This is a genomic window from Dyella sp. ASV21 (genome assembly GCF_016428975.1).
Lineage (GTDB): Bacteria > Pseudomonadota > Gammaproteobacteria > Xanthomonadales > Rhodanobacteraceae > Dyella.
The window spans coordinates 1-25,772 of sequence record NZ_JAELTT010000051.1 but is presented as its reverse complement, the minus strand read 5'-3'; the positions used below and the strand labels follow the sequence as shown (position 1 = coordinate 25,772).

At 65.3% G+C, this 25,772-nt stretch carries 20 protein-coding genes; 15 read left to right on the top strand and 5 right to left on the bottom strand.

Going from position 1 to position 25,772, the window contains the following annotated elements:
- Positions 1–227 precede the first annotated feature (227 nt).
- Positions 228–584 (top strand): hypothetical protein, encoded by a 357-nt coding sequence (locus JHD67_RS15545; protein ID WP_199100141.1) that lies wholly within the window; start codon positions 228–230, stop codon positions 582–584.
- Between the two features lie 121 nt (positions 585–705).
- Here JHD67_RS15545 and JHD67_RS15540 read toward each other — a convergent pair whose 3' ends face one another.
- Positions 706–1,533: a phosphatase PAP2 family protein gene (locus tag JHD67_RS15540; protein WP_199100140.1), complete on the bottom strand. Its 828-nt coding sequence runs from the start codon at positions 1,531–1,533 to the stop codon at positions 706–708.
- A 122-nt stretch (positions 1,534–1,655) separates the two neighbouring features.
- Between JHD67_RS15540 and JHD67_RS15535 the strand changes: the two genes are divergently transcribed.
- The 5 genes from JHD67_RS15535 (at position 1,656) to JHD67_RS15515 (ending at position 9,382) form a co-directional block, all read left to right on the top strand.
- On the top strand, positions 1,656–2,738 hold the full coding sequence (locus JHD67_RS15535) for an AraC family transcriptional regulator (protein ID WP_199100139.1): 1,083 nt from the start codon (positions 1,656–1,658) through the stop codon (positions 2,736–2,738).
- Between the two features lie 128 nt (positions 2,739–2,866).
- Entirely contained in the window at positions 2,867–4,105 is a 1,239-nt protein-coding gene (locus JHD67_RS15530; protein ID WP_199100138.1) for a parallel beta-helix domain-containing protein, read from the top strand.
- Between the two features lie 12 nt (positions 4,106–4,117).
- A complete protein-coding gene (locus JHD67_RS15525) occupies positions 4,118–5,266 on the top strand; it encodes an SO2930 family diheme c-type cytochrome (protein WP_199100137.1) in 1,149 nt (382 codons plus the stop codon).
- A gap of 60 nt (positions 5,267–5,326) precedes the next feature.
- Positions 5,327–7,804, top strand: coding sequence for a TonB-dependent receptor (locus JHD67_RS15520; RefSeq protein WP_199100136.1), 2,478 nt, complete (start codon positions 5,327–5,329; stop codon positions 7,802–7,804).
- A 165-nt stretch (positions 7,805–7,969) separates the two neighbouring features.
- The gene (locus tag JHD67_RS15515; RefSeq protein WP_199100135.1) at positions 7,970–9,382 is read left to right on the top strand and encodes a coniferyl aldehyde dehydrogenase; all 1,413 of its coding nucleotides are present in this window, start codon (positions 7,970–7,972) and stop codon (positions 9,380–9,382) included.
- Positions 9,383–9,488: 106 nt separating this feature from the next.
- On the opposite strand, the gene JHD67_RS15510 is transcribed toward JHD67_RS15515, so the two are convergent.
- Positions 9,489–10,898, bottom strand: a complete 1,410-nt coding sequence (locus JHD67_RS15510) for an outer membrane protein transport protein (RefSeq protein ID WP_199100134.1) — start codon at positions 10,896–10,898, stop codon at positions 9,489–9,491.
- Positions 10,899–11,219: 321 nt separating this feature from the next.
- Between JHD67_RS15510 and JHD67_RS15505 the strand changes: the two genes are divergently transcribed.
- Complete coding sequence (locus JHD67_RS15505; RefSeq protein WP_199100144.1) at positions 11,220–11,516, top strand: YcgL domain-containing protein; 297 nt, start codon at positions 11,220–11,222, stop codon at positions 11,514–11,516.
- Between the two features lie 72 nt (positions 11,517–11,588).
- On the top strand, positions 11,589–15,062 hold the full coding sequence (locus tag JHD67_RS15500; protein WP_199100133.1) for an ankyrin repeat domain-containing protein: 3,474 nt from the start codon (positions 11,589–11,591) through the stop codon (positions 15,060–15,062).
- 55 nt (positions 15,063–15,117) lie between these two features.
- Here JHD67_RS15500 and JHD67_RS15495 read toward each other — a convergent pair whose 3' ends face one another.
- Complete coding sequence (locus tag JHD67_RS15495; RefSeq protein WP_199100132.1) at positions 15,118–16,959, bottom strand: monovalent cation:proton antiporter-2 (CPA2) family protein; 1,842 nt, start codon at positions 16,957–16,959, stop codon at positions 15,118–15,120.
- 86 nt (positions 16,960–17,045) lie between these two features.
- Positions 17,046–17,936 carry a LysR substrate-binding domain-containing protein gene (locus JHD67_RS15490; RefSeq protein WP_199100131.1) on the bottom strand — a complete coding sequence of 297 codons (891 nt, stop codon included), beginning with the start codon at positions 17,934–17,936 and terminating at the stop codon, positions 17,046–17,048.
- 216 nt (positions 17,937–18,152) lie between these two features.
- Here JHD67_RS15490 and JHD67_RS15485 point away from each other — a divergent pair, with 216 nt between their 5' ends.
- The 3 genes from JHD67_RS15485 to JHD67_RS15475 all read left to right on the top strand — a co-directional run bounded on the left by JHD67_RS15485 (position 18,153) and on the right by JHD67_RS15475 (position 19,923).
- Positions 18,153–18,704, top strand: a complete 552-nt coding sequence (locus JHD67_RS15485; RefSeq protein ID WP_199100130.1) for a DUF4865 family protein — start codon at positions 18,153–18,155, stop codon at positions 18,702–18,704.
- A gap of 18 nt (positions 18,705–18,722) precedes the next feature.
- Positions 18,723–19,103 (top strand): tautomerase family protein, encoded by a 381-nt coding sequence (locus JHD67_RS15480; RefSeq protein ID WP_199100129.1) that lies wholly within the window; start codon positions 18,723–18,725, stop codon positions 19,101–19,103.
- A 187-nt stretch (positions 19,104–19,290) separates the two neighbouring features.
- Entirely contained in the window at positions 19,291–19,923 is a 633-nt protein-coding gene (locus tag JHD67_RS15475; protein WP_199100128.1) for a DUF6708 domain-containing protein, read from the top strand.
- A 155-nt stretch (positions 19,924–20,078) separates the two neighbouring features.
- On the opposite strand, the gene hemB is transcribed toward JHD67_RS15475, so the two are convergent.
- Positions 20,079–21,071, bottom strand: a complete 993-nt coding sequence (hemB, locus tag JHD67_RS15470; protein ID WP_199100127.1) for a porphobilinogen synthase — start codon at positions 21,069–21,071, stop codon at positions 20,079–20,081.
- Positions 21,072–21,254: 183 nt separating this feature from the next.
- Between hemB and JHD67_RS15465 the strand changes: the two genes are divergently transcribed.
- From JHD67_RS15465 to JHD67_RS15450, 4 genes are all read left to right on the top strand, one after another.
- Positions 21,255–22,805 (top strand): S53 family serine peptidase, encoded by a 1,551-nt coding sequence (locus JHD67_RS15465; RefSeq protein ID WP_199100126.1) that lies wholly within the window; start codon positions 21,255–21,257, stop codon positions 22,803–22,805.
- 320 nt (positions 22,806–23,125) lie between these two features.
- A complete protein-coding gene (locus JHD67_RS15460) occupies positions 23,126–23,743 on the top strand; it encodes a LuxR C-terminal-related transcriptional regulator (protein WP_199100125.1) in 618 nt (205 codons plus the stop codon).
- Positions 23,744–24,944: 1,201 nt separating this feature from the next.
- Complete coding sequence (locus tag JHD67_RS15455) at positions 24,945–25,559, top strand: hypothetical protein (RefSeq protein ID WP_199100124.1); 615 nt, start codon at positions 24,945–24,947, stop codon at positions 25,557–25,559.
- A gap of 10 nt (positions 25,560–25,569) precedes the next feature.
- A partial coding sequence (locus tag JHD67_RS15450) for a hypothetical protein (RefSeq protein ID WP_199100123.1) occupies positions 25,570–25,772 on the top strand: 203 nt, incomplete at its 3' end.

The window sequence follows — 25,772 nt, the reverse complement described above, 5'->3', positions numbered from 1 at the left end:
GCGCTCCGCACCGCAAACCAAAGAGCGCGCTACCTTGCAGTGAGGTCGCGTAAAGCCGATGCACACGCTAGGCCGGTGAAGGCAAATGCATTTCTGCCTGTGCAAGGCTCCATTCCATGAAAGCCTGAAGCGCCCCACGAAGCCGAGACGGTTCTGTAGCGCGGGCGCCGCTTTAGCAAGTAAGCTTTCTTGCTCCAAGAAACTCATAATCAAACAAAGGACTGTCAATGCCTTCCTTCATCAAACGAACCGTGGTCGCCGTGGCTGTTCTTGCGTGCGCCGTGTCGCAAGCTGCTTTCGCAGGCGAAGCTCAGGGAAAGATTCTGTCCACAGCAGTTATTTCCAACGCAGGTTTCGAGGGCATTGTTATCTTTACGACCGGCGTACATACCAACAAGCCGTCGTGCTCAACGTCCGCCAACGACTGGGCCATCGATACGAAGACGCCCACCGGAAAGTCGATCTACGCCATGCTTATCACCGCGCTCACGCAGAACAGAAGCGTCACTATTGTTGGCAACAATAAATGCGATGCGTGGTACGACCGTGAAACCGCATCGGGGTTCTTCATCGACGCTCAGTAATGGGATCGGTGCATTAAAGGAACATTGCCTGCGACATGGCGGCCGGCCCGAGCATCCGGGCCGGCGAGCGCGTTGACAACGGTAGGCTTGCTCTACAGTTGAGACATCGTGTTCTTCTCAATCAATAAGGCGTCGGCTCGATCAACGCTTGTTCCGCCCGACACTGCGGCCCCGCATTCGACGGTGCCGACTTGCGGTAGTCACCCAGCTCCTGCCGCGCGGCGGCGAGCTTGGCCTGAAAATCTTCCGATGCATGCAGGGTGGCGACCACCGCGCCACCGTTCATCACGCCGGCCTCGATCGCACTGAGGTTGTGCACGCCGCATACGACGCGGCTATCGCCGAAGGCGCGGGCGCGTAACAGCAGCTCGGTGGCGCGATCGGGTGCGAGTTCGGTCAACACCAGCCCCACGGCCCAGCCGCGTGTGGCGTGGCCGGAGGGATAGTCGAAACTCTTGGCGAGCTGCTCGGCCGGCTGGCAGGTCGGGCCGTGGTCGATGAGGAAGGGGCGCTGGCGTTGGTTGGCCTTTTTGGCCGGGCCGGTGGAAAGGTCGGCGGCGCGACTGGTCTGATCCACCAGCGCCGCCAGTCGTGGCAGGCGGATGGCATCCAGGTTTACGCCCATGGCGCAACTGAAGTCGGCCATCAATACGGGCGTGGCGTAATCCACGTCATGCTGCGCCAGCACCCAGCGCGGCGTGCCCTGCAGTGCCCGGGTAGCGCGGAATACGCCGCGATCGGCTTCGTAGCGGGCCGTACCGGGCCGAGGCGCCCGTGGCAGCAGTTGGGCGGTCTGCAACGAGGAGGCCGGGGTGCTGACGGTGCCGCTGGCGGCGGGCATCGGCGCGGGTGGCGGCGGCGCGGGCGCGGTGGGTACCGGCGCGCAGCCCGCGAGCCACCCGATCAGCAACAAGCTCAGGTATACGAACGGACCGGCAGACGCTTTCATCGACGCTCTCCCGAACGGTGGGCGGGCCGCCGTGGTGCGTTGCATGAAGCAGCCCGCTGCGCGCCATGATATAGATCAAGTGTGCGCGGGGCGTGTCCGGCGCGAGGGGTGGGAACTTCAGCATGAAGTCTGTCGCGGCCCTTAGCGGCCATCCGAACGACGATGCGACCACGGCGCTGCTCAGCGCCGATCCCCGTTTTACGTCCGCGCAAACCCCACCCAACGTATTGGTTCACCTTAGTCAACTGGCACTGGCGCGCGGCCTGCGCAGCGAAAGCTGGTTCGCCGGTTCGGGCCTCACCCGCGAGCAGCTCAACGACCCCAGCCTGCGGGTGTCCTACCGTCAGGCACGCTCGGTCATTGCCCGCGCCTTGCACGCCACTGGCGAAGCGGGCCTGGGGCTGTCGGTGGGACGCGTGGAGACCCTGGGCAGCTTTGGCTTGCTGGGCCTGGCGATGATGACCTCGGCCACCTTTGGCGAGGCCATGAAGGTGGGCATCGACCATCACCGGGTCAGCGGCAGCCTGCTGGACGTGAGCTTTGAGGAAGTGGGGCCGCGCGAGGTCGCCCTGGCCGCCTGGCCGCGCTTTAACGACGCGCCGCTGCTGCCGTTCCTGTGCGAGGAACTGTTCTCCAGCTCGCTGGCCATCGCCCGCGAGTTGCTGGGGCGACAGTTCCGCCCGTCGCGACTGGAGTTGACCTATGCGCGGCCCGCGCATGTGGAAGCTTATGCCGATTACTTCCAGTGCGAGCTGGTGTTTGGCGCGCGCTACAACCGCATTGTGCTGGACGTCTCCTGGCTCGCTCATCCTCTGCCCACGCACAACCCGCTCACCGCCAAGCAGGCGCTGGCGCTGTGCAACCAGCAAGGCGACCCCGATGGCGCGCAGCAGGAGATCGTCGCCTCGGTGGAACGCCTGCTGCGCAGCCGCCTGAGCCAGCAACCGCGCCTGCCCGACGTGGCCCGCCTGCTCAATATGAGTGAGCGCTCGCTACGGCGCCGGCTGGCCGAGGGCGGTCGTATCTTCCGCGAAATCCACGACCGCGTGCGCGCCGAGCGCGCCCTGGAACTGCTGCACGGCGGCACCCTCAGCGTGGCGGAGATCGGCATGGAGATTGGCTTTAGCGATCCACGCGAGTTCCGTCGCGCCTTCAAGCGCTGGACCGGCATGCCGCCGCGCAGCGCCCGCCAACATGCGGCCTGATATCCACACGAACGTTTGACTGGCCGATTTACCCCCCTTCGCCGCTCCTGCGGCCCTCCCCGGCGCCCTCACCTTTCCGTGACAGTGATGCGTCAAGCAGACAGCCATTACCGGGGAGTAAGGCGACCATGCGCAAGACCACGCTTACCGTCATCCTGCCGTTGCTCCTGGCCGCGTGCAGCCAGGAATCCGCACCCTCGCAGAGCAGCACCGACGCCTCGTTCGAGGCCAAGCTCCAGGAGCAGTTGCTGGATGCCAAGCCCGGCAGCGTCATCGACATTCCCGCCGGTCACTATCACCTTCAACGCGGCCTGAGCCTGCGTACCGATGGCGTCACCATCAAGGGCGCCGGCATGGACAAGACCGTGCTCTCGTTCAAGGGCCAGGTGGTGGGGCCAGAAGGCCTGCTGGTGAATGCCAATGACTTCACCATCGAGAACCTCGCCCTGGAAGACACCAAGGGCGATGCGCTCAAGATCAACCAAGGCAAGAACATCACCATTCGCGGCGTGCGCGTGGAATGGACCGGCGGCCCCAAGACCACCAACGGCGCCTACGGCCTGTATCCGGTAAAGACGCAGAACGTGCTGGTGGAAGACTCCGTGGTGATCGGCGCCTCCGATGCCGGCATCTACGTAGGCCAGTCCAACAACATCGTGGTACGCCGCAATCGCGCCGAGTACAACGTGGCCGGCATCGAGATCGAGAACTCGGTGAATGCCGACGTCTACGAGAACATCACCACGAACAACACCGGCGGCATTCTGGTGTTCAACATGCCCAACCTGTCGCAGGCGGGCCATAGCTCGCGCGTGTTCAAGAACAAGGTGTTCGCCAACAACACCGACAACTTCGCCGCCAAGGGCGCCGCCGTGGCCAGCGTACCGCGTGGCGCGGGCGTGGTGGTGAATTCCAACGACAAGGTGGAGATCTTCGATAACGACATCGCCGACAACCAGACGGCGAACGTGATCATCTCCAGCTACTTCTCCACCAACTACTACAACACCAAGGGCGTGGCGGCCGATTACAACCCCTATCCCAAAGGCATCTTCATCTACGACAACCGCTTCAAAGGCGGCGGCGACTCACCGGATGGACTCAAGCTGAAAACGCTCAAGACCGCTGTATTCGGCCTCAACGGCAAGTTCCCCGACATCCTGTGGGACGGCTACGTGGACGAGAAGACCCTGGTGAACGGCTTGCCGCCGGACGGCGACCGCTTCTGCATCCAGAACGGCGACGTGGGCGTCATCAATGCCGATGGCCCACACGACTACAAGAACCCCAGCACCGATACCAAGCCCTACCAGTGCACGCTGCCGAAACTGTCGCCGGTGGTGCTCAATCCCGAACCGAAGGCCTGAGGATCGTCGTTGATGTCGATGAGTGCATGTTTTCGCGCTGGCTTGGTGCTTGCGTTGATGTTGCTGGCCGCGTGCCACCGGGATATGGACCCGGTGGCCTTCCAGGCCGACGGGCGCCCGCCCACGTTGAGCGACTGGCATGTGGTGGAAGTGCATGACGGCAAACTGGTGCTCAACCAGGGCGTAGTGCCGTACGACCTCAACACGCCGCTGTTCACCGATTACGCGCACAAGCTGCGCACCATCTGGATGCCCAAGGGTACGTCGGCCACATACAGCGCCACCGACACCTTCGATTTTCCGGTGGGCACCATTATCAGCAAGACGTTCTATTACCCGCGCGGCGCCGACGGCAAGTTCAGCGATGTAGCGCGCACCTACGACAGCTCACGTGACTTTGCGGGAGAAGGGCTGGATCTGTCGCACGTGCACCTTATTGAAACGCGCATCCTGGTGCATCGCGAGTCGGGCTGGGCGGCGATTCCGTATGTGTGGAAGGACGACCAGAGCGACGCCTTGCTGGCCCGCACCGGCGCGGTGATTCCACTCACCCTGCTGGCCGACGACGGTGGGCGCGAAGACTTCAACTACGTCGTGCCCGATGAAAGCCAATGCGCCAGTTGCCACGCGCAGGATTGGGTATCGCGCAAGATCCACCCCATCGGCCCCAAGGCTCGTCACCTCAATCGCGACTATCACTACACCGACGGCGAGGAAAACCAGTTGGCGCACTTGATGAAGGTGGGTTACCTCACCGGTGCTCCAGCGCCGGCCCAAGCACCGCGCAACGCTAACTGGATGGATGAGCACGCCTCGCTCGATGCACGCGCCCGTGCTTATCTGGATATCAATTGCGGGCACTGCCACAACCCCAAGGGGGCGGCCAACACCACGGCACTCACCCTGGATGTGAGCGCGCCCGAGGATCGTCACCTGGGCCTCTGCAAGCCGCCGGTCGCGGCCGGCCGGGGTACGGGCGATCATCTGTTCGACATTGTGCCGGGCGCGCCTGCCGACTCCATCCTGCCCTACCGCATGGAGTCGGCCGAACCCGGCGTGATGATGCCTGAGCTGGGACGCAGTACGGTGCACCGCGAAGGTGTGGCACTGATCAAGGCTTGGATTGCCGCGCAGTCGGGGGGCTGCGTGGCGATTCACTAACTGAGCAGCAAGCCGCGGCTTTCGGGCCGCGGCCTTTCTTATCGAGGGGAGAAGCTTGTGATGACCATCCGTCCACGTCCGTTGTCCGTGTGTCTGCGCCACCTGCTGTTGGGCGGCACCACCCTGCTGCTCGGCAGCACGTCGTTTGCCGCCTTCGCCACCGACGAAGCGGCAAGCGCACCGCAAGACAACGCCAGCACGGCGAACCCCACGCAAGCCGACCCCGAGAAGGCCAAGCTGCTCGGCAATATCACGGTGACCGCGCAGAGCCGCAGCCAGGAAGTGCAATCGGTACCGATCCCCTTGCAGATCGTCACCGCCAAGCAGATCGATACGCTGGCAGCCACCGACCTGAGCAAGATGGATATCTTCGTGCCGGGCCTGGTGATCGATGCTACCCAGCCCACCCAGCCTACCTATGAACTGCGCGGCATCAGCACCAGCAACTTCGGTATCGGCACCGAGTCGGCGGTAGGCATCTATATCAACGGCGTGTATGCCGCCCGCTCCGGCGGTTCGCTACTCGCCTTCAACGACATCGCACGCATCGAAGTGCTCAAGGGGCCGCAAGGCACGCTGTTCGGTCGCAATGCGGCGGCGGGCGCCATCTCCATCGTCACCAACGAGCCCACCGACCAGTTCGAAGGCAAGGCGCGCGTGCGCATCGGCAACGATGGCCGCCGTTACGCCGATGCGCTGGTAAACATTCCGATCAATAAAGACATGGCGCTACGCGTAAGCGTGCTCGACAACCAGAGCGATGGCTGGATCAAGGACGCCGCTACCGGGCAGCATTACGGCAAGGACGACGACTGGGGCACCCGTGCGGTGTATCGCTGGAACATCACCGATAACACGCGCGTGCTCGTATCGTGGGATCACGAGGAACTCAAGCAGCCGCCGGCCCCCGCCATTGGCCTGATTCCGCTATCGAACGATACCAACCAGCGTCCGCCGTTCCCGGCCGACCCGTCGACCTACCTCAACCCGCTGCATGCACCGCTGTACAACGACGCTATCGGCGCGCTGGAGAAGCGCCGCTTCGATGGCGTCACGCTGTCGATCGATCACTCCTTCAGCTGGGGCAGCCTGGTTTCCACCACCGCCTGGCGCGGCTTCGACACGTTCAACCGTGGCGACTACGACGGCACCAACCATGTGGTGAGCTATCTCGACACCACCAACATCGAACACAACAACAGCTGGTACCAGGAATTCAAACTCCAGGGCAACACCGACTTGATGGATTGGGTGGGCGGTGTCAGCTACTACCAGGAGCAGGCACGGCAGACCAGCCAGACCAACATCAATACCGACAGCCTCGATACGTTGGCGAAGAATATCTATGGCGTGGGTACACCGCTCACCGAGATCAGCCAGGGCCTGGCAGCCTTTGGCCTGCCTTACACCCTGCTGGGCGATCCGTGGCACGAGGCCATCAGCAATGATGGCAACTTCAAGGCCTACGCCGCTTTCGGCGACGTGATCTGGCACATCAACGATCGTTTCGATCTCACCACCGGCCTGCGCTACACGCGCGATGAGAAGGATTTCAGCTGGTACAACATGCCGCGCAGCGCGCCGCAGTTCGATGCCACCATCGCCGCGCTCAAGCAGAGCGGCATCTACGGCATCCTGCCGCCCGAAGCACAACTGATCCTGGCCGCGTTCGGCGGCAACGTGATCTTTCCCACCGCCGTCGGCATGCCGATGGCGGCCAGCAACACCTGGAACAACTTCAGTCCGCGCGTGGTGGCGAGCTACAAATTCACGCCGGATGTCATGGGTTACGCCTCTGTCACCCGCGGCTACAAGGCGGGCGGCTACAACAGCGTGCAGGTGGGCTCGACCTTCCAGCCGGAGAAGGTCACCAATTACGAAGCAGGCATCAAGAGTCTGTTCCCGGATCAGAACCTGATCGTCAATGGCTCGGTGTATTACTACCGCTACGACAACATGCAGTCGCTGGCGCTGGACCCGAACAGCCCCGCGTCGGGTGTGCCCATCTACATCGTCAACAGCAGCAACCAGGAGGCCAAGGGCCTGGACCTGGAAGTGCAGTGGCAACCGCTGCGGGATTTCCGCGTGAACTTTATGGGCGCCTACATCGACTCGACCTATCGCAAGGCGGTCGCGCCCGACGGCACCGATCTCACCGGCCAGCCCACCGGCGCACCCAAGTTTTCCGGCGCGCTCTCGCTGGCCTACACCTGGCACAACGTCGTCCATGGTGATCTGGAATTCGATGTCTCGCAGGCGTATCGCGGCAAGACCCGCTGCAATGCCGATTCGCAGCTACAGGGCGAATGCAACATCAGTCCCAACTTCCAGATCGGCAGCAGCCAGCAACGTACCGATGCCCGCCTGGACTGGCATGCGCCTGGCGACCGCTGGGGCGTGGCGCTGTATGGCAGCAATATCTTCAACAAGCGCTACGTAACCGGCGTGAACAACATCAGCACCAGCGTGTTCGGCACCCCGTTCGCCACCATTACGCCGCCGCGCATGTGGGGTGTCGAGCTACGCGCCAAATTCTGATCCTCCGCTCGTTATCGTCCTGGCGCTCACGGTGCTGCGCTGTGGCCGCCGCCTGGGAGCGTCGCCGGGTGGTTTATCGGCATACACTCTCTTTTTCCTCCCAGCGCTGCCCGCTCGCCGATCCCGGTGCGGGCGGCGGGGAGATTCCAAACAGGTTGCCTTGCCATGAAAGAGCCCAGTCCTTCCCTGCATGCCACCCTGCTGCGCCAGCGCGAGGCGCATGCGCGCGACCCGCTGCCCGAATGGAGCGTGCGCGCCACCCGCCTGCGCACGCTGCAGCGCCTGCTGACTGAGCAGCGCGAGGCCTTCGCCCAGGCGATCAGCGACGATTTCGGCCACCGCCCCAGGGAAGAAACCGAGCTGCTGGAGCTGTATCCCAGCCTCTCCAATCTGCGCCACTCGCTCAAACACGGTAAGCGCTGGATGCGGCCACGCGGCGGCCTCGCCAATCTGGTGTTCTTGCCCGCGCGCACCACGGTACTGCCGCAGCCGCGCGGCGCGGTAGGCATCATCGTGCCGTGGAACTATCCGCTCTTTCTGGCGGTGGGTCCCCTGATCGACGCGCTCACCGCGGGCAACCGCGTGATGCTCAAGATGAGCGAGTACACGCCGCGTTTCTCGGCGCTGTTCGCCGAACAGATAGCGCGTTACTTCTCCGCTGACGAAGTGGCGGTGGTGACCGGCGACGCCGAGGTGGCGCAGGCGTTCTCCTCACTGCCGTTCGACCACCTGCTGTTCACCGGCTCTACCGCCGTGGGTCATCATGTGATGCGTGCGGCAGCATCCAACCTCACCCCGGTCACGCTGGAACTGGGCGGCAAGTCGCCAGCCATCATTGGCCCCGGCGCGCGACTGGATAACGCGGTGGAACGCATCGTGTTCGGCAAACTGGTGAATGCCGGCCAGACCTGCATCGCCCCGGACTACGTACTGGTGCCGCGCGAACAGCTCAACACGTTTGTAGACAAGGCACGCGCAACCGTGGCGCGGCTCTACCCCAACCTGGCCGGGCAGGAGCAGTACGCCTCCATCGTGTCTGATCGCCAGTACCAGCGCCTGGCCAAGTTGCGCGACGACGCGGTGGCAGCGGGCGCGCGTGTGGAACCACTGAGCGACGCCAGCGATTTGCCGGTGCGCCGCCTGCTGGCGCCGGTGATGCTGACGGGCGTCAACGACGATATGGCGGTGATGCAGGACGAGATCTTCGGCCCGCTGCTGCCGGTGTTGCCTTATGACTCGCTGGATCAGGCACTGAGCTATATCTCCTCGCGCCCGCAACCGCTGGCGCTGTATCTGTTCGAGCAGGATCGCGCCACCATTGCACGCGTACTTGAACGCACCCAGGCCGGCGGCGTCACCGTGAACGATACGCTGTACCACATTGCGCAACACGGGCTCGCTTTCGGTGGCGTGGGCCCCTCGGGCATCGGCGGCTATCACGGCAAGGCGGGCTTCGAGACGTTCTCGCATCTCAAGCCGGTGTTCCGCCAGACGCGCCTCAATGGCGCGGGCATGCTCAATCCCCCCTACGGCCCGCGCTTCAAGCGCATGTTGAAGCTGTTGATGCGACTGGGCTGAGCTATCGCTCGGCCGTCATCGATGGCCCGGCGATGGGCACAAAAAAACCTCCCCGCTTGCGCGGGGAGGTTTTTTATTATCGGTTCGTCGTGCGGCCAGGCCGCCGTTAGAACTTGTACTGCGCCGACAGCGACAGCAGGTTGCCGTAGTCGTCCGAGCTGCCGGTGAGCACGTCGCCGGTGGAGCTGGTGGACTGCATGTGCGCCTGATTGACGAAGATGTGCGCATACGAGGCGTTGATCAGGAAGCGCTCGTTGACCTTGTAACCCAAGCCAACCGACACCAGCTGGCGGGTCGAATCGGGCACGCGCGGATCGCGGGTGGCCGAGTAGGTCGGCGTGGTGTCGATGGCGATACCAGCGCGCAGGGTCAGCTTGTCGTTGTAGTAGTAGTCACCACCGATGGCGGCGTACCACGTGTTGCGCCAGTTGAACACTTCCGTGGTGGGCGGCTGCACCGGGTTGGCGTAGTTCACCGTGAGGTTCTTGAACACGTCCCACTTGGTCCAGGACACGTCGATACCCAGGCCGAACTTCTCCGCCTGGTGCCAGTAGCTGGCGGTGGCCACGGCCGGGGTGGTGAACGGCGCGGTGCCGTCGGTGTGGGTGAAGGGCGTGCCCTTGCCACCCAGCAGCGCGGTCACCAGCGGGTTGCTCAGCAGTGCCTGCACATTGGTCGGCACGGTGAAGTTGGCGGTGCCTTCCAGGGAATGCGAGATCTTGGAGCGGTAGGCCAGCGCGAAGCGGTCGTTGGAGGTGGCCTTCCAATAAGCGCCAACCTGCCAGCCGTAAGCCCAATCATCACCCTTGATGCGAGCAATACCGTCCGAGCCCGGCGGAATCTGCTGCTGAATGACCGGCGCCAGGGCGCCCAGGCCAGCCTGGTTGAGAATACCCAGCACCACACCGTTGTAGTTGACCGCGCTGGTCAGCTCGGCCGAGGTCTTCTGCGCGATGCCGCTCACGCCCAGGGCGAAGTCGTCGGTCACGTTGTAGGACACCGACAGGGTGCCGTCGAGCGAGGTGAACTTGGACTTGATGGCGTTGTAGCGGCCGATCCAGTTCGAGTCGTACTCGGTCTGGAAGCCGAACGGCACGGTGAAGGCCGCGCCCACGTGCCACTTGTCCGACAGCTGGGTGGCGAAGAACAGTGCCGGCACCGGCATGGTGGTGCCGGCATCGCCGCCGTTACCGCCGCTGATCGGGCGACCCTGGGAGTCCACGGCCGAGCCGCTGAACTTGGTGCCGAAGTTGATGGCGGTAACGTCCGCCTGGAAATAGGTGCCCTTGAGGTCAGCCATGGCTGCAGGGTTGTTGGCAACCACCGACACATCGCCGCCAGCCGTGGCCGAACCGGCATACGCGCGGCCCATGCCCGCAGCGCTGTCTTCATGAAGCTGGAACGCGCTGGCATGCGCCTGCTGCGGTGCAGCAATGGCGCCAAGGATCGCCAGGCTCAGTGCCGCAAGCGTGAGCGGACGACCCGCACGTGAAAATTGACGGAAAGACATCTGCATCAGCATTGCTCCTGCTTATCGTTGATCTGACTCGGGTCATAACGAGGGGACTGGCGATAAACACACACATTTCATACGCGCGTTTAACACCCCTGGCCGGCACTGTGCCGGCTCGCAGCAGGGCTTGCAAGTGCGGATGCAGCAAAGTCTTACGCCGATCAATGCCGATCGACGCCGATCGTCATGCAATGCATGCAGATCGACGCGAATGGCGTACGAAGGGGACGTGCACGACCCAGGCTGCTAACCTTGCGAATCGCCGCGCCGTTGCCTGTGCGTACTCTCCTACCGATTCCGACGACGGGTGCCGTCATGCAAGCCATGCACTGTTTTGTCTACGCCAGCCAGCGCAAGCCCAATACCTACCTGTGGTTGGCCAAGCGCGATGACTTTGGCCGCATCCCCGAATCGCTCGCCTTGATGCTGGGCGAGATGCGCTTTGCGCTGGAGGTGGAACTCACCGACGAGCGCAAGCTGCCGCAGGAGGACGCCAAGGCCGTGCTGGAGCACTTGCTCACGCAAGGCTGGCACTTGCAGCTGCCGCCCAACGAAACCCTGGCCTCGGCCAATCATCCCGCCTATCGAAGTGCGCCGACGGATCGTAGTCACGACTCCTGAAGCCGGCGATCCTCGCCGCCGTTAACAACGGATTACCGTCTGGCCTTGCCACGATTCCTATACTCCGCGCCCATGGCCTATTCAAAAACGCGTCGCCCGCCTCCGTTCATCCAAGCCCTTGCGTGGTTCGTTCCCGGCTTGATCGCCACCGCGATCGCCGCCTTCGGCGCGCACCCGCTCGCGCTGATTCCCCTGCTCATCGCCAACGCCTTGACCATGGCGGCGGTGTGCCACGCAATCGGCTTTGACCCGGAGCCGCGCTTCGGCCGCACCGTGCTGCGGCGCGGCGCCGCCTACCTGGTGATGCTCACCGGCTATGTAGTACTGGTGTTCGCGCTCGTGGCGTGGCCCATGCTCAAGCTCAACCAGGCGCCGACCCTGGGCGGAGCGCTGCTGCTGGCCGGCGCACTGGTGGTGGCCCTCGCGGCGCTGTGGCGCGTGTGGCCGTCGTTCGGCCTGGTCTATGTGTGGGATGACGCGTACCCCGCGCAAAGCGATGGCTCGTGGATCTTCACCGCCACCGCGCGCAGCATCGCCTTTGGCCGCCATCTGTCACGCGAGGAACGCTTCTTTACCCATTTCCTGCCCGCCGCCTTCTCGCTGCTGGTGCTGGCCTTCGTCGCCATCGCACTCACCGGGCTTTACGGCGTGCTGCCTTCGGAGCTGCGCACCGCCGCGCTGGTGATCTATGGCGTGGTGCTGATGCCGCTTGGCAGCCTGGTCATCGCCAACCGCACGCTGCGCGCGCTCCTGTGCGAGGGCCGTCGCCCGCTGCGCCAGCCGTCGGCGGGCGTGGTCGAGCCGGTGGTACGCGCGGCACCGTCCGCCCCCAAGCAGGCCCCGCAGCTGAGCGAGCAGGAACGCACTGCCGGCACGCCCGAACAGGCACAGGCGCTGCTCGCCGCCACCCGCGATGGCGACATCGAGCGCGCGCTCGCCCTGGTGGAAGCCGGTGCCGACCCCAACACCGCGCCCGCACCGGGCGACCGCGACCAGCGCCCGGTGCTGACGCTGGCGGCGCTGCCGTCCGATCTGCGCCTGCTGCGCGCGTTGATCGCCAAGGGTGCCGACGTCAATCGCGTCAGCGGCGGCCTCACTCCGCTGCTGGCCGCTACGCGCGATAGCTGGCACGGCCGCGCCGAAGCGGTCATGACCCTGCTCGCCAACGGCGCCAACCCGCTCGCCACCGATACCGAAGGCAACACGCCGCTGCATGGCGCCGTGCTCAGCGGCGAACCGATGGTGGCGGCGATGCTGCTGGATGCCGGCGCCCCCATCAACGCGCTCAACCGGGCGGGCCTCAGTCCGCTCGCGGTGGCCTGCCGCGCCGCCAATTGGCCGGTTGCCAAATTTCTGCTGGAACGCGGCGCCAAGCCCACGCCAGCGGACAGCGAGCCCGCGCTGGTGGCCGCCGCCGGTGTGGCCGATGACACCTCCGAGGGCGTCAAGCTGCTGCTCAAGCATCGTGCCGCCGTGAATGCCGTCGACGCACGCCATCGCAGTGCGCTCATGACCGCCGCCGCGGAAGGCCACGAACAGATCGCGCGCGCCCTGCTCGCCGCCGGTGCCGACGTCAACATCGCTGATCGCCACGGCAACACGGCGCTGATGGAAGCGGCACGCGCCGGCGCCGTCGGCATCGTCAAGCTACTGGCCGAAGCACAACCCGACGCACGCGCCCGCAACAGCCATGGCCGCGATGCGCTCACCCTCGCCTGCCAATCGCCGCATGCCTATGCCGAGACCGTGCGCGCCCTGCTCGCCCTTGGCGCCGAACCCAAGACCATCGGCAGCGATGGCCGCAGCGCGCTCGATCACGCTGCAGCGGCCGGTCGCTGGGATCTGGTCGCCTTGCTCGATCCGGAAACGCCACTGCCGGCCAGCCTCGGCATGGACGTGCTGCCCGATGGCGCGGATACCCCGACGCACCTGCTCGATGCGCTGCGCTTCGGTCACTGGGCCATCGTTTCCACCTTCACCGCGCGCGTGCGCGAGTGGCCGCAGTCCCAGCTCGCCCAGCTCTATCTCGACCTGGCCGCGCCGGGCCAGCGAGCCGCGCGCCGCTGGCTGCTCGATCACGCACTTCAGCCGGAAGCCCGCTTGCAGCCGCAGCTGGTCGACGATGCCGAAGTGAGCGAAGGCCACGAGCCGCAGCTGCCGCCGCTGGGCCGACGCCTGTTCGATGCCCTGCTGCAACAGCTGCCCGCGGCCACCGAGGCCGTGGAAGACTTACTGGAAGCGGGCGCCACGCCCGCCGGCGCGGGCCTGCTGACCCAGGCGCTGCTGCGGCTCGAAGACAGCCCGCAAGGCGCCACGCTGCCGCTGAGCATGCTCGAGTGCGGCGCCGATCCGTTCGGCGTCGATGCGCGCGAACGCACGCCGGTGCATCTGGCCGCCACCTTCGGCCACCTGCCGTTGTTGCAGGCGCTCCTGGCGCGCGGCTGCAACCCCAATACCCGCGACACCAGCGGCCGCACGCCGCTGTTCGCCGCGCTGGAACATGGCGAACGCGCGCTGCCGCTGGTGCGTGCACTGGTGGCCCATGGCGCCGACCCGGAAGCCATCGACGCCAGCGGCGAAACGCCACTGGGCCTGGCGCTGGAGCATGGCGAGGTGGAGCGCTGGTTGAACTGGGGCCAGTGGCAACGCCCGGCGCGTCCGTTGCGCGCCGACGATCTGCCGCCCGCCGCCGCCGCCGGTGCGCTCGCTGCGGTGGAGCGCCTGCTCGACCTCGGTTTTGCGGTCGATACCCGCGACCACCAGGGCGCCACCGCGCTGCTGCACGCCTGCGGCGCCGGCCATCGCGAAGTCGCGGCACTCCTGCTCGACAAGGGCGCCGATACCTCGCTGGCCGCCACCAATGGCATGACCGCCCTCGCCGCCGCCGTGAGTGCCCGCCGCGAGCCGCTGGTCAGCCTGCTGCTGCAGAACGGTGCCGCCATCGATCAGCGCCTGCCGGGCGAAGCCACCGCGTTGATGATTGCCGCCGCGATGGGTTACCCCGAGATCACCGAACAGCTGCTGGAAGGCGGCGCCGACGTCAACGCCGTGGACAGTCGCGGCCACGCCGCCCTGCACGCGGCGGCACAGTTCGGCTTTACCCACAACGACAGTCTGCGCGCGCGCCGCTTGTTCGACGCGCTGCTCAAGCGCGGCGCGGACGTGAGCCTGGCCGACAAGGAAGGCAAGACGCCGCTGTTGCTGTTGCTGGGTGCGCACCTGCGCCCGGGCAGTGAGTGCGACGCCACCCACATCGGCGCCCTGGTGCCGGTGTTGCTGGATGCAGGCGCAACGATGGAACACGCCGACCAACGCGGCGTCACCGCCCTGCACGCCTGCGCCATGCATGCCCTGCTGCCGCCCGCGCGCGTGTTGCTCGCACGTGGCGCCGACCGCCAGGCCATGGACGCCTTCGGCCGCACCGCCGCCGACGTGGCGCGCGCCATCGGCTATGTGGACATTGCCCACGAACTGGCCGCACGCAGCAGCTCGGCCATTCCCAGCGTGCGCCAAATGCTGCGCCAGCCGGCGCAACCGGCGGACTGAACGGTCCCGCCCGATCGCCGCGTAGCGTTGACGCTGCGCGGCGGTCCCCGCTCCTTCAGCGCGTCACATCCTGATCGCTCGGCGTGACGTTCGTCGGGCGGTCGCGCTCCGCCGTGGCGTCCGGCTCGGTATCGGCCTGATACAGCTGATCGAGGTCGGCAAGCGCCTCACGCGTAGTTTGCACAATGCGCGCATCATCGTCGTACACCAGGTACTGGCGCTTGAGCAGCTCGGCGTCGTGGCGGCGGAAGCGCTCCACCCGATCGGCGGCGAGTTCGGGCGACATGCCGAGCAGCTCCAGCGTCTGGCGCGTCATCTTGAGGCTGGAATACAACGTCTCGCGCACCGGCATTTCCACGCCCAGATCCATCAATCGCCACGCGTGCTGGCGATTGCGCGCGCGGGCGAGGATCTTCATGTCCGGATACATGCGCCGCACCACGCGCGCGGTGCGCAGGCTCGCCTCCGGATCGTCCACCGCCAGCACGAATACGCTGGCCTGATCGGCCTGCGCGGCACGCAACAACTCAGGACGCGCCGGGTCGCCGTAGAAAATATTGTTCCACTTGCCAAAGCGCTGCACCTGATCGATCTGCTCCACCGAGTGATCCAGCGCCACAAACGGAATGTCCTGCGCGCGCAACACACGCGCAACGATCTGGCCCATGCGACCAAAGCCGGCAATGATTACCCGCGGCGAATCGGCCACGATGGTGTCGAACGCGCGCGCGGCCTTGGGCTTGGCCACCAGCACCTTGCCCAGCAGCGTCACCAGTAACGGCGTCAGCGCCATCGACAAGGTGATGGCCAACACTTGCAAGCCATGCTGCTCGCCGGTAATCAGGTTCTGCTCCTGCGCCAGCTTCAACACCACGAAGGCGAACTCGCCGCCACAGGCCAGCAACGCCGCCAGACGCAACGAGTCACGCCGATCCAACCCGCCCACCACGCGCCCCAGCGGCCACAGCAGCGTGCCTTTGATAAGCAACAGGCCCACCACCAACGCCGCCACGCGCAGCGGCTGATGCACCAGCAACATCACGTCCATCGACATGCCGACGCTGATGAAGAACAAGCCGAGCAGCAGGCCCTTGAACGGTTCCAGGTGCGATTCCAGGTCGTGGCGGTACTCCGAATCGGCCAGCAGCACGCCAGCAAGGAACGCACCGAGCGTGGCGGATACGCCCACCTTCTCCATGAACCATGCCGTGCCCATCACCACCAGCAACGCCGTGGCGGTGGATACCTCCACCGTGTCCGCCTTGGCCACGAAACGGAACACCGGACGCAACAGATAGCGGCCGCCCACCATGACCGCCACGATGGCGCCCACCGTGCGCGCCACCGCCATGCCATCGAAACCATGCTTGGTCGACGCACTGGCGAGCAGAGGCACGGCAGCAATCAGCGGAATGGCCGCCAGATCCTGAAACAGCAGAATGGCGAAGGCTTGCCGCCCGTAGGGCGTGCCGGCCTCCTTGCGCTCAGCGAGAATCTGCAAACCGAATGCGGTGGATGAAAGCGCCAGGCTGCCGCCCACGATGGTGGCGGCGTTCACGCTCAGGCCAAACAGGTAATACGCCGCCACGCCGATTACCAGGCTGGTGGCGAGCACCTGCAACAAGCCCGTGCCGAACACTTGCCGCCGCATCACCCACAGGCGCTGCGGCGACAGCTCCAGGCCAATCACAAACAGCATCAGCACCACGCCGAACTCGGAGATGGTGGCAACGCCCGACGTATCGGAAATCAGGCCCAGCTCCTGCGGGCCGATGACAATGCCTGCCAGCAGATAGCCCAGCACCGAGCCAAGCCGGAAGCGCTTGGTCAGCGGTACCGCGATGACCGTCGCCACCAGAAAGACCAACGCTGTTTCCAGGAAATGGTGGCTATCCACTCGCACACTCCATTCGGGGAAGAGCGATTATTCCACGGCGCGGATGACGACGGCCTGCCCCGTTCGGGTACGCGCGCAGATTTATCTCAGGCCGCCAACGGCAGACCCAGCCATTGCTGGGTGAGAATGTCCGCCAGACGCGCCACCGCCGGCGCCGGTTCGGCATCGGCGCGATGCAGGCACAAGCCCTGCTGGCCCAGCGTCGGCAAGCCGTACTCACGCGGCGCCAGCGCACGCACGCTGGCCGGCAAGCCCGCAGGCGTGCGCAATGACACGCCCAATCCCGCCGCCACCGCGGCCCATATGCCGGCCAGGCTGGCGCTGGTAAAGGCTATGCGCCAAGGCAACTGCGCGCGGTCGAGCGCGTGGGTGGCCGCACTGCGCATCAGGCATGGCGCCTCCAGCATCACCAGCGGCAGCGGCTCGCCCTGCTCACGCGTCCAAGCCAGGGGTTGGCCGGCCGCGCCAATCCAGCACATGGGCAACTCGCCGAGGCGTTCGACGTGCGGCGTGCTCACGTTCGCCTCCCACGCCAACGCGAGATCGAGGCGGCCCGAGGCCACGCGTTCGAGCAACTCCACATTGCGCGCAATGCGCACCTCCACCCGCACGCGCGGGTGGGCACGCGCAAACCGCCCCAGCACGGCGGGCAACAGGCTTTCGCCGAAATCCTCTTGCAAGCCCAAACGCACCCAACCTTCCAGTTCGCCGCCGAGCAACGCGGCAGCGGCTTCATCGTTGAGGTCGAGCAGGCGCCGCGCATACGCGAGCATGATTTCGCCCGCCTCGGTAAGCACCAGGCCGCGCCCGGATTTGCGCAGCATCGGCGCGCCCGCCTGTTCCTCCAGCTTCTTCAGCTGGGCGCTGACCGCCGAGGTGGAGCGCCCCAGCCGGTCGGCCGCGCGCGCAAAACTGCCCAGCTCCACGCCAGTGACGAAGCTGCGCAAAACCTCGAGGTCAAAGGTGACCCGTCGCATTGCCATGATCCCGTTTTTAAGGACGATATGTACTGAATAATTCGATTTTCAGAACGATACTCTCCGCCGTACGCTCCTTGGCGTCAACTCACGTCAAGGGCCTTGCATGAACGTCCGCTCCGACCACGGCCAGCGCAGCTTCGGCGATATGCCGCCAGTGCTGGCCCAACGCACCCGCCGCGTGCTGTTCGACGGCATCGGGGCGGAGCGCGCGCCATGATCGCCATGCAATACAGCTTCACACTGCCGGCGGATTACGACATGGCGATCATCCGCCAGCGCATCACCGAGAAAGGTCCGCTGTTCGACCATTTCGATGGCTTGCACCTCAAGGCTTACCTCTACGCCGAGCGCGGCGCGCATGGTCCCGAGAACCTCTACGCACCGTTCTATGTATGGCGCGACAGCGAGGCCATGCAGCGCTTTCTCGGTGGGCCGGGCTTTGCCGCACTCACCGGGGACTTCGGCTGGCCCTCGATTCGCTGCTGGCTCCTAGCGGACGCCTATCTGCCGCCGCAGGCGCGACATGCGCGCTTTGCCACGCGCGAAATCCTGCCCATCGCACCGCACACGCCGCTCGACGCACGGCGACGCGATGAGCGCGAGGCCCTGCAACGCGATGTCGAGCGTCAGGCCATCGCCGGCGTCAGCGCGTTCGAACCGACCACCTGGACACAGGTGCGCCTGCGCCTGTTCGACGACACGCCCCCCATCGCTCCCGCCGATCCTCACGCGTGGTACGCGGTCGGCCATGTATCCCAACCCTGAGCCCCAAGGATCGCCACCATGCCTCTCGTTCGCATCAGCCTGCGGCGCGGCAAGCCCGCCCAACATATCGCCGCCATCCGCAACAGCATCTATCGCGCGATGACCGAGGTCTTCAACGTCCCCGCCAATGATCGCTTCATCCTGGTACACCAACACGAAGCGGAGGAGTTCGACTACGACCCCGGCTACCTGGACATTGCGCGCACCGACGATCTGGTCATCATCCAGATCGCCTGCAACAACTCGCGCACGGTGGAACAGAAGAAAGCCTTCTATCGCCGCACCGCCGAACTGCTCGCCCAGGAACCGGGTCTGCGCCCCGAAGACGTATTCATCAACCTGCTGGAAACCGCCAAGGAAAACTGGTCATTCGGCAACGGCATCGCGCAGTACGCCTAAGCGGGACCGACGACGGGATGCATGCCGCCCTCCAACGCAAACCGCAAGGCGGCGCGGGTGAGCCCAGCAGCACCGTGCGACCCGTAGACATACGCGGCGTCAGCGCTGCCTGGTGCTGCCTGATGTACGCGCACGTCCAAACACGCCAATCCGCGCGTGGATAATGATGGCTCTCGCCGGACCATCAATGGCTTTCCTTTCCTACTGGGGAACAAAGCTTGTCTTTGGAAATGACAGAGGCGCCTACATCCGCCTCCCTCGCGGCACCCGCAAGCTCTACTACGTGCCGCCCCGAAAGAAGACCTTGCACACGCTGGACTGGGATCAGGTGGAAGGTTTGGCCGGCTATATCCCCATTCTCTCAGCCAACGGTTACGCCAGCCGTCATCCGCTGTATCTGATCGGTGTGGATCACACGCAAACCCCGCCCCGCGAAATCTGCATGGCCTGCGGCAACCTGGGCCTGTTCGATGGCGACCGCTCCGCCCGTGCCTTGTGGGCCTACCTGCAACGCTTTATGGCCGACGGCCCGGAACACCTCCCCGCCCCCGCACTCCCCGCACCGCGCCTCAGCCGCTGGCAAAGCGCCACGCAGCCGCAGCGCGACTGGGCCGCCGGTCTTCGCCACAAGCTATCCACACCACGCGGCAAACTGCTCTCGCCCTTGCCGGTGCCGTTATGGCTCGGCTGGTGGATGCTCAATGCCTTTACCGAAAGCGTGGAGCAATGGCTGCACGTGCCCTACGCCGCCTTTCCGCCCGAGATCGATGCACTCTACGGCATGGATTCGCGCCCTGCGGCGGACGGCCAGCGTGCGTGATGGGGGCGCCGCACGGCAACCCGCTCAAACAATTCACTGTCCCGACACATGCCACTGGCACCACGCCTACACGATGAGGCCGACAGCGATATGTTTGGTTAGCCAGCCACGCATCGACCCAAAGCCCATCGCTCGATGGGCTTTGCCTTAGCCGCTTATTCCCCGCGCAGCCAACGCGCCGCGTCGATCGCAAAGTAGGTGAGGATGGCGTCGGCGCCGGCGCGCTTGAAGGCGGTGAGCGATTCGAGCACCACGGCTTTTTCGTCGAGCCAGCCGTTTTGCGCGGCGGCCTTGAGCATGGCGTACTCGCCGCTCACCTGGTAAACGAAGGTGGGCATGCCGAAGCTATCCTTTACCCGACGCAATACATCCAGGTAGGGCATGCCGGGCTTCACCATGACCGCGTCGGCGCCTTCGGCGATATCCAGCTCGATTTCGCGCAGCGCTTCGTCGCTGTTGCCCACGTCCATCTGGTACGTGTGCTTGTTGCCCTTGCCCAGGTTGCCCGCCGAACCCACCGCGTCGCGAAACGGGCCATAGAACGCCGAGGCGTACTTGGCCGAGTAGGCCAGGATACGAGTGTGGATGTAGCCGGCCGCTTCCAGCGCGTCGCGGATGGCGCCGATGCGGCCGTCCATCATGTCCGAGGGGGCGACGAAATCCATGCCGGCTTCGGCCTGGGCCAGCGACATCTTGATGAGCGCCTCGATGGTCGGCTCGTTCATCACATAGCCGTGCTCATCGATCAGGCCGTCCTGGCCGTGGGTGGTGTAGGGGTCCAGGGCCACGTCGCCGATCAGGCCCAGCTCCGGATAAGCCGCCTTGAGCGCGCGCGTGGCGCGCTGCATCAGACCCTGCGGGTTCCATGCTTCGCGTGCGTCTTCGCTCTTCACCGCCGCGCCCGGCGAGGGGAACAGCGCCAGCGCGGGAATGCCCAGGCGCACGCATTCACTGGCGAGCTTGAGCAGCTCGTCGATGGACAGGCGCTCCACCCCGGGCATGGATGGCACCGGCTCGCGCTGCGCCTCGCCTTCGATCACGAAGGCCACCATGATGAGGTCGCTGGGCAGCAGGGTGTGTTCGCGCATCAACGCGCGGGAGAATGCATCGCGGCGCATGCGGCGCATGCGAACGGCGGGATAGCTCATGGCAGGCCTCTGGGGCAAAACATTTCGCCATTTTAGCGCTACGTGGCCCGCGCGCCGGGCGGGGCGGATTGACGCGGCGGGTGAGACAGCCAAACCGCACCATGCATGAACGGCCCTGGCGGCCAAACACTCCACTGACACATACGCCGGTTCACCCTCCACCCGCGCCACAGGAGCCCGCCCATGAATACCGCCTCGTTCCCTCGCAACCACTGGCCGCTGGCCGCCGAAGCTCGCTATCTCGGGCCGCACGAGGCCACCGCGCCACTCGACGTCACGGTGGTGCTGCGGCGACGCGGCGCACACCCGGCGCCAGCAACATGGCCGCCGCAGGCGCGACCCACGCGAGAGGCCTTTGCCGCGCAGTGGGGTGCCGACCCGGCCGACGTGGACACACTGCGTGGCTTCGCCCGCCAGCACGGGTTGAGCGAAACCGGCTGCGATCCCCATCGCCGCGTGCTGCATCTGCGCGGCACACCGCAGGCCCTGCAACAGGCGTTCGGGGTGGAGCTGGGTCGCTATCAGTTCGCCGATGGCAGCGCCGAAATGATCGGCTGTCGCCAGCCGCCCAACTTGCCCGCCAGCGTGGCGCCCGCAGTCATCGCCGTGCTGGGCCTGGACCGGCGGCCGGTAGCGCGCCCCCATTTTCGGCGCCCGTCGGCGCAGCCCTCGGTGACCTATACACCGCTGCAGCTGGGCCAGTTGTACGCGTTCCCGACCACGCTGGACGGCAGCGACCAGACCGTGGCCGTGATCGAACTGGGCGGCGGCTTTACCCAGAGCGACTTCACCCAGTACATCCAGTCGCTGGGCATCGCCAAGACACCCGCCGTCACCGTGGTATCCGTAGCCGGCGGCAGCAGCCAGCCCGGTGGCGACGCCGATGGCGAAGTGATGCTGGATGTGGAAGTGATCGGCGCGCTGGCGCCGGGCGCGAACCTGGCGGTGTATTTCGCACCCAACACTGACCAGGGTTTCTACGAGGCCATTTCACAGGCCGCGCACGACACCGCCAATCACCCCACGGTGATGTCGATCAGCTGGGGTGGGCCGGAAAACAGCTGGAGCGCGCCCTCGCTGGCGGCGATGGAGAGCGCCATGCAAGACGCCGTAGCGCTGGGGCTCACCATAACGGTGGCCTGCGGCGACAGCGGCTTTACCGATGGCGCCAGCGACGGGCAGCCGCATGTGGATTTCCCCGCGTCCAGCCCGTACGCGCTCGCCTGCGGCGGCACCCGGCTGGTGGCCAATGGCGGCACCATCGGCAGCGAGACGGTGTGGAACGAATTGGCCAGCAACGAGGGCGCCACCGGCGGCGGCATCAGCACGCAGTTCGCCCTCCCCAGCTGGCAGGCCAACGCCAAGGTGCCCGTTGGCGCCCAGGGTTTCGCCGGACGCGGCGTGCCCGATGTCGCTGGCGATGCCGACCCCAACACTGGCTACCAGGTACGCGTGGATGGACAGGAGCAAGTGATCGGCGGCACCAGCGCCGTGGCACCGCTGTGGGCCGCCCTGATCGCCCGCTTCAACCAGCAGCTGGGCCAAAGCCTGGGCGACCCGCATACCGCCTTCTACACCATCGGCACCAGCGCCTTCCGCGACATCACCCAAGGCAACAACGGCAAGTTCAAGGCGACCACGGGCTGGGATGCCTGCACCGGCCTGGGCTCGCCCAACGGGCAGGCGCTGCTGGATGCACTCGCCGCCATGAAAGCGAGTGGCGGCAAGCACTGACGCAACGGCCGGTACGAGTGCCTGGGATGCTCTGATGTTGATCCTCATCCCAGCGAAAGCGGGAGGCACTTCTCAACAGCCCAAGGGCGGGTTATCCCGCCTCGGCAGGCGGTCGAGCGCGGGGGCGCTGGCATTCTGCTTTCGCAGGGGCAACCCACCACACGTCGTTTAATCGGACCTTCCTTAGCGCTTGTACTGGCCCGCGCCGACCGGGTGCGGCCTGTACGCGGGAGCGGCGGAGCGCCCCCCCCCTGAATCCGAATGGCCGGCTTGCACCGTACACTGCTGAGGGCCATATCGCACGATCAGGAATCCCCCGCATGCATGACACCGAATTCGAGCGCTCGCTATTCGCCTCGATCGAGCTTTCGCCGATTGCCACGGTGGTGACCAACCCACACCTTCCCGGCCACCCGATCGTGTGTGCCAATGCGGCCTTCAGCCAGCTCACCGGCTACCCGAAAGAGGAGATCCTGGGGCGCAACTGCCGCTTCCTCGGCGGCCCGGACACCGAACCCGATCGCCGCGCCGTGTTACGCGCAGCCATTGCGCAGGGCACGCCGGTGCTCACGGTGCTGCGCAACTACCGCAAGGATGGCTCGATGTTCCACAACGCGGTGATGGTCGCGCCCATTCGCGCGGCGGATGGCAGCATCGGCTATTACCTCGGCTCGCAGATGGACGTATCCGGCGACCCCTCGCCGCCGCCGGGCACCCACGCCCATTACGCCGCAACGCTGGTGGCCGCGCTCACGCCGCGCCAGAAGCAGGTGCTGGAAAACATGGTGGCCGGACATCGCAATAAGCAGATTGCGGCCTTGCTCGGCATCGAGGAAAAAACCGTCAAGATGCACCGTGCCAGCCTGCTGCGCCGGCTTGGCGCGGCCACCTCGGCGGACGCCATTCGCATTGGCCTGGAAGCACTGGCCGCGCGCTGAGCACGCCCGGCGCAAAAACGTTATTGCCGCTGCGGATTACGGTGGCCGCTGAACACCGTTCCAGCGCGGCCTCAGCAACGCACGGTGCTGTTCATCGTGCTGCTATGGCCCAGTCTTGCCGCCCAGAAAGGTGTGCGGCGAGTCGCAAGCGGGCCTAAAAATGTAGCCCAGGCGGCCGGTCACAGCTGTACTTTGCGGATGCGTTTTCTACGTCCGCTGAGGTGAGGTGCCGCTCGATCAATTCATCTTCACTCATGTGCCGCCAAACATCGACATCAATGCAATGGCGATCCGTTACTCCGAGCAGGCGTTTTGTGTTCCGCATCAACGAACCGATTCCTTGTTCCATAGGGTCGGCCAATTCAACGCCCGGCGCGATGCTCCTGCCGGAGCCGGGCACACCGCGAACGCGCTGCAACTGTTGAGCATCAGCCATCCGATTTTTAAACCCGCCATCTCCAGTGGCTGGAAGGACGGCCCAGTGTTGCTCAATAAGAGACGGACTGGACGCGTCAGGCGGGACCGAAGCACTCACTACACCTGCCTCGTGTTTTCGTATAGCCATGGGCGCGATGGGCATGGCTTGCGGAGGCGGCCTCCCCTTCGCTGATGCCTGCCCAATGGGGACCGAGCGTGCCGAAGGCGATGGGGGTGTCGTCGACGCCAGTGGGGACAAGAAGACAAATCGAAGTTTGAGCGTGGCCTGATCGTCGTCGTAGCCGGGAATACCGACGTCTGGAGCTACCGGTCGCAAGAGCGCGATGAGCAACGCCAAGTGGAAAACGATGGCCAACGAGGTCGCCACGATCCGCCGGATCGACACGTGGCGAGCTTCAGCTGTAGCCCCGTTTTCCACCAGCGAACGTCCTTTGCATGAGCTGGGCGCAATAGACGCCAGCTCGCCTCAGTCCAGAAGCGCATCAGCATCGAATGACGGAAATGAGACTACGTCCTTATGCAAAAAGTTCTCGCGGATGAGGGTGCAGAACGCGTCCGCTCGGCATCGAAAGCAGACCGGACCAGCATGCCTGCACCGGTCGATGAGCAGCAACGGCGCAGGGCCCTGCTCTTGACCGGGCGCACCCAAGGTACCTTGCGGCTTGCGCTCTTCCGTTGCCTATCCTATCGGCAGATAGGCAAGCCCGATCAATTCCGGCAGTATCGGCCCGCACTCACACAGAGTGACTACAGGGGAAAACTGATGATCGACCGTATCGCCAGCGCGCGCATGGCTCGCGCGCTGCTGCTCGCAGTTCTTGCCAGCGTCACGCTCTCCGGCTGTCTTTCCGCCAAGATGTATGTGGATCCCAAGTTGCCGACGGTGTCCAAGACGGACATTCCGGTTGTACCGACTCCACAGCCCGTGCAGGTGCTGTTCGAGTTCCGCACCAAGGGCAATGCCAACGTAAAGGCGACCACTCAGATGGAGCCACGCATCTTGTCCGTGGCATCCGCATCCGGGCTGTTCAGCAACGTATCAACTGCCGCACAGGCCAACCCGGTGGGCACCCTGAAGATCACCATCGACAACATCCCTTTGACTGACAACGCCACCGCCAAGGGTTTTGGCACCGGCCTCACCTTCGGCCTGGCTGGCAGCATGGTGACCGACGGCTACGTGTATACCGCTGCTTATACGCGTGCGGGACAGACCACGGAAACCACCGTCAAGCATGCGCTGTACACAACCATCGGCAACCATTCCGCGCCGATGGGCCTCACCGCCATGCAGCCCCTGGATGCGATTGACACGGCCGTGGACCAGATGACCTGGAACGCGCTCAAGCAGCTGGCCGACAAGCATGCCTTCGACTGAGGACCATGCCATGAAGGGATTCCCGATTATCGCTGTATTGCTCGGCGGCCTGCTGCTCGCCGGCTGCTCCACCGTACCCGCGCCCACCTACAAGCCGCCCATTGCCAACACCGAGTCGCTGCTCAAGCACCAAGGCGACAAGCTGGACGTGGGCCAGGTGGTTGCGGAAAGTGGCGTACCCAACACCCGATTGGCGGTACGCGCCAGCGCGTT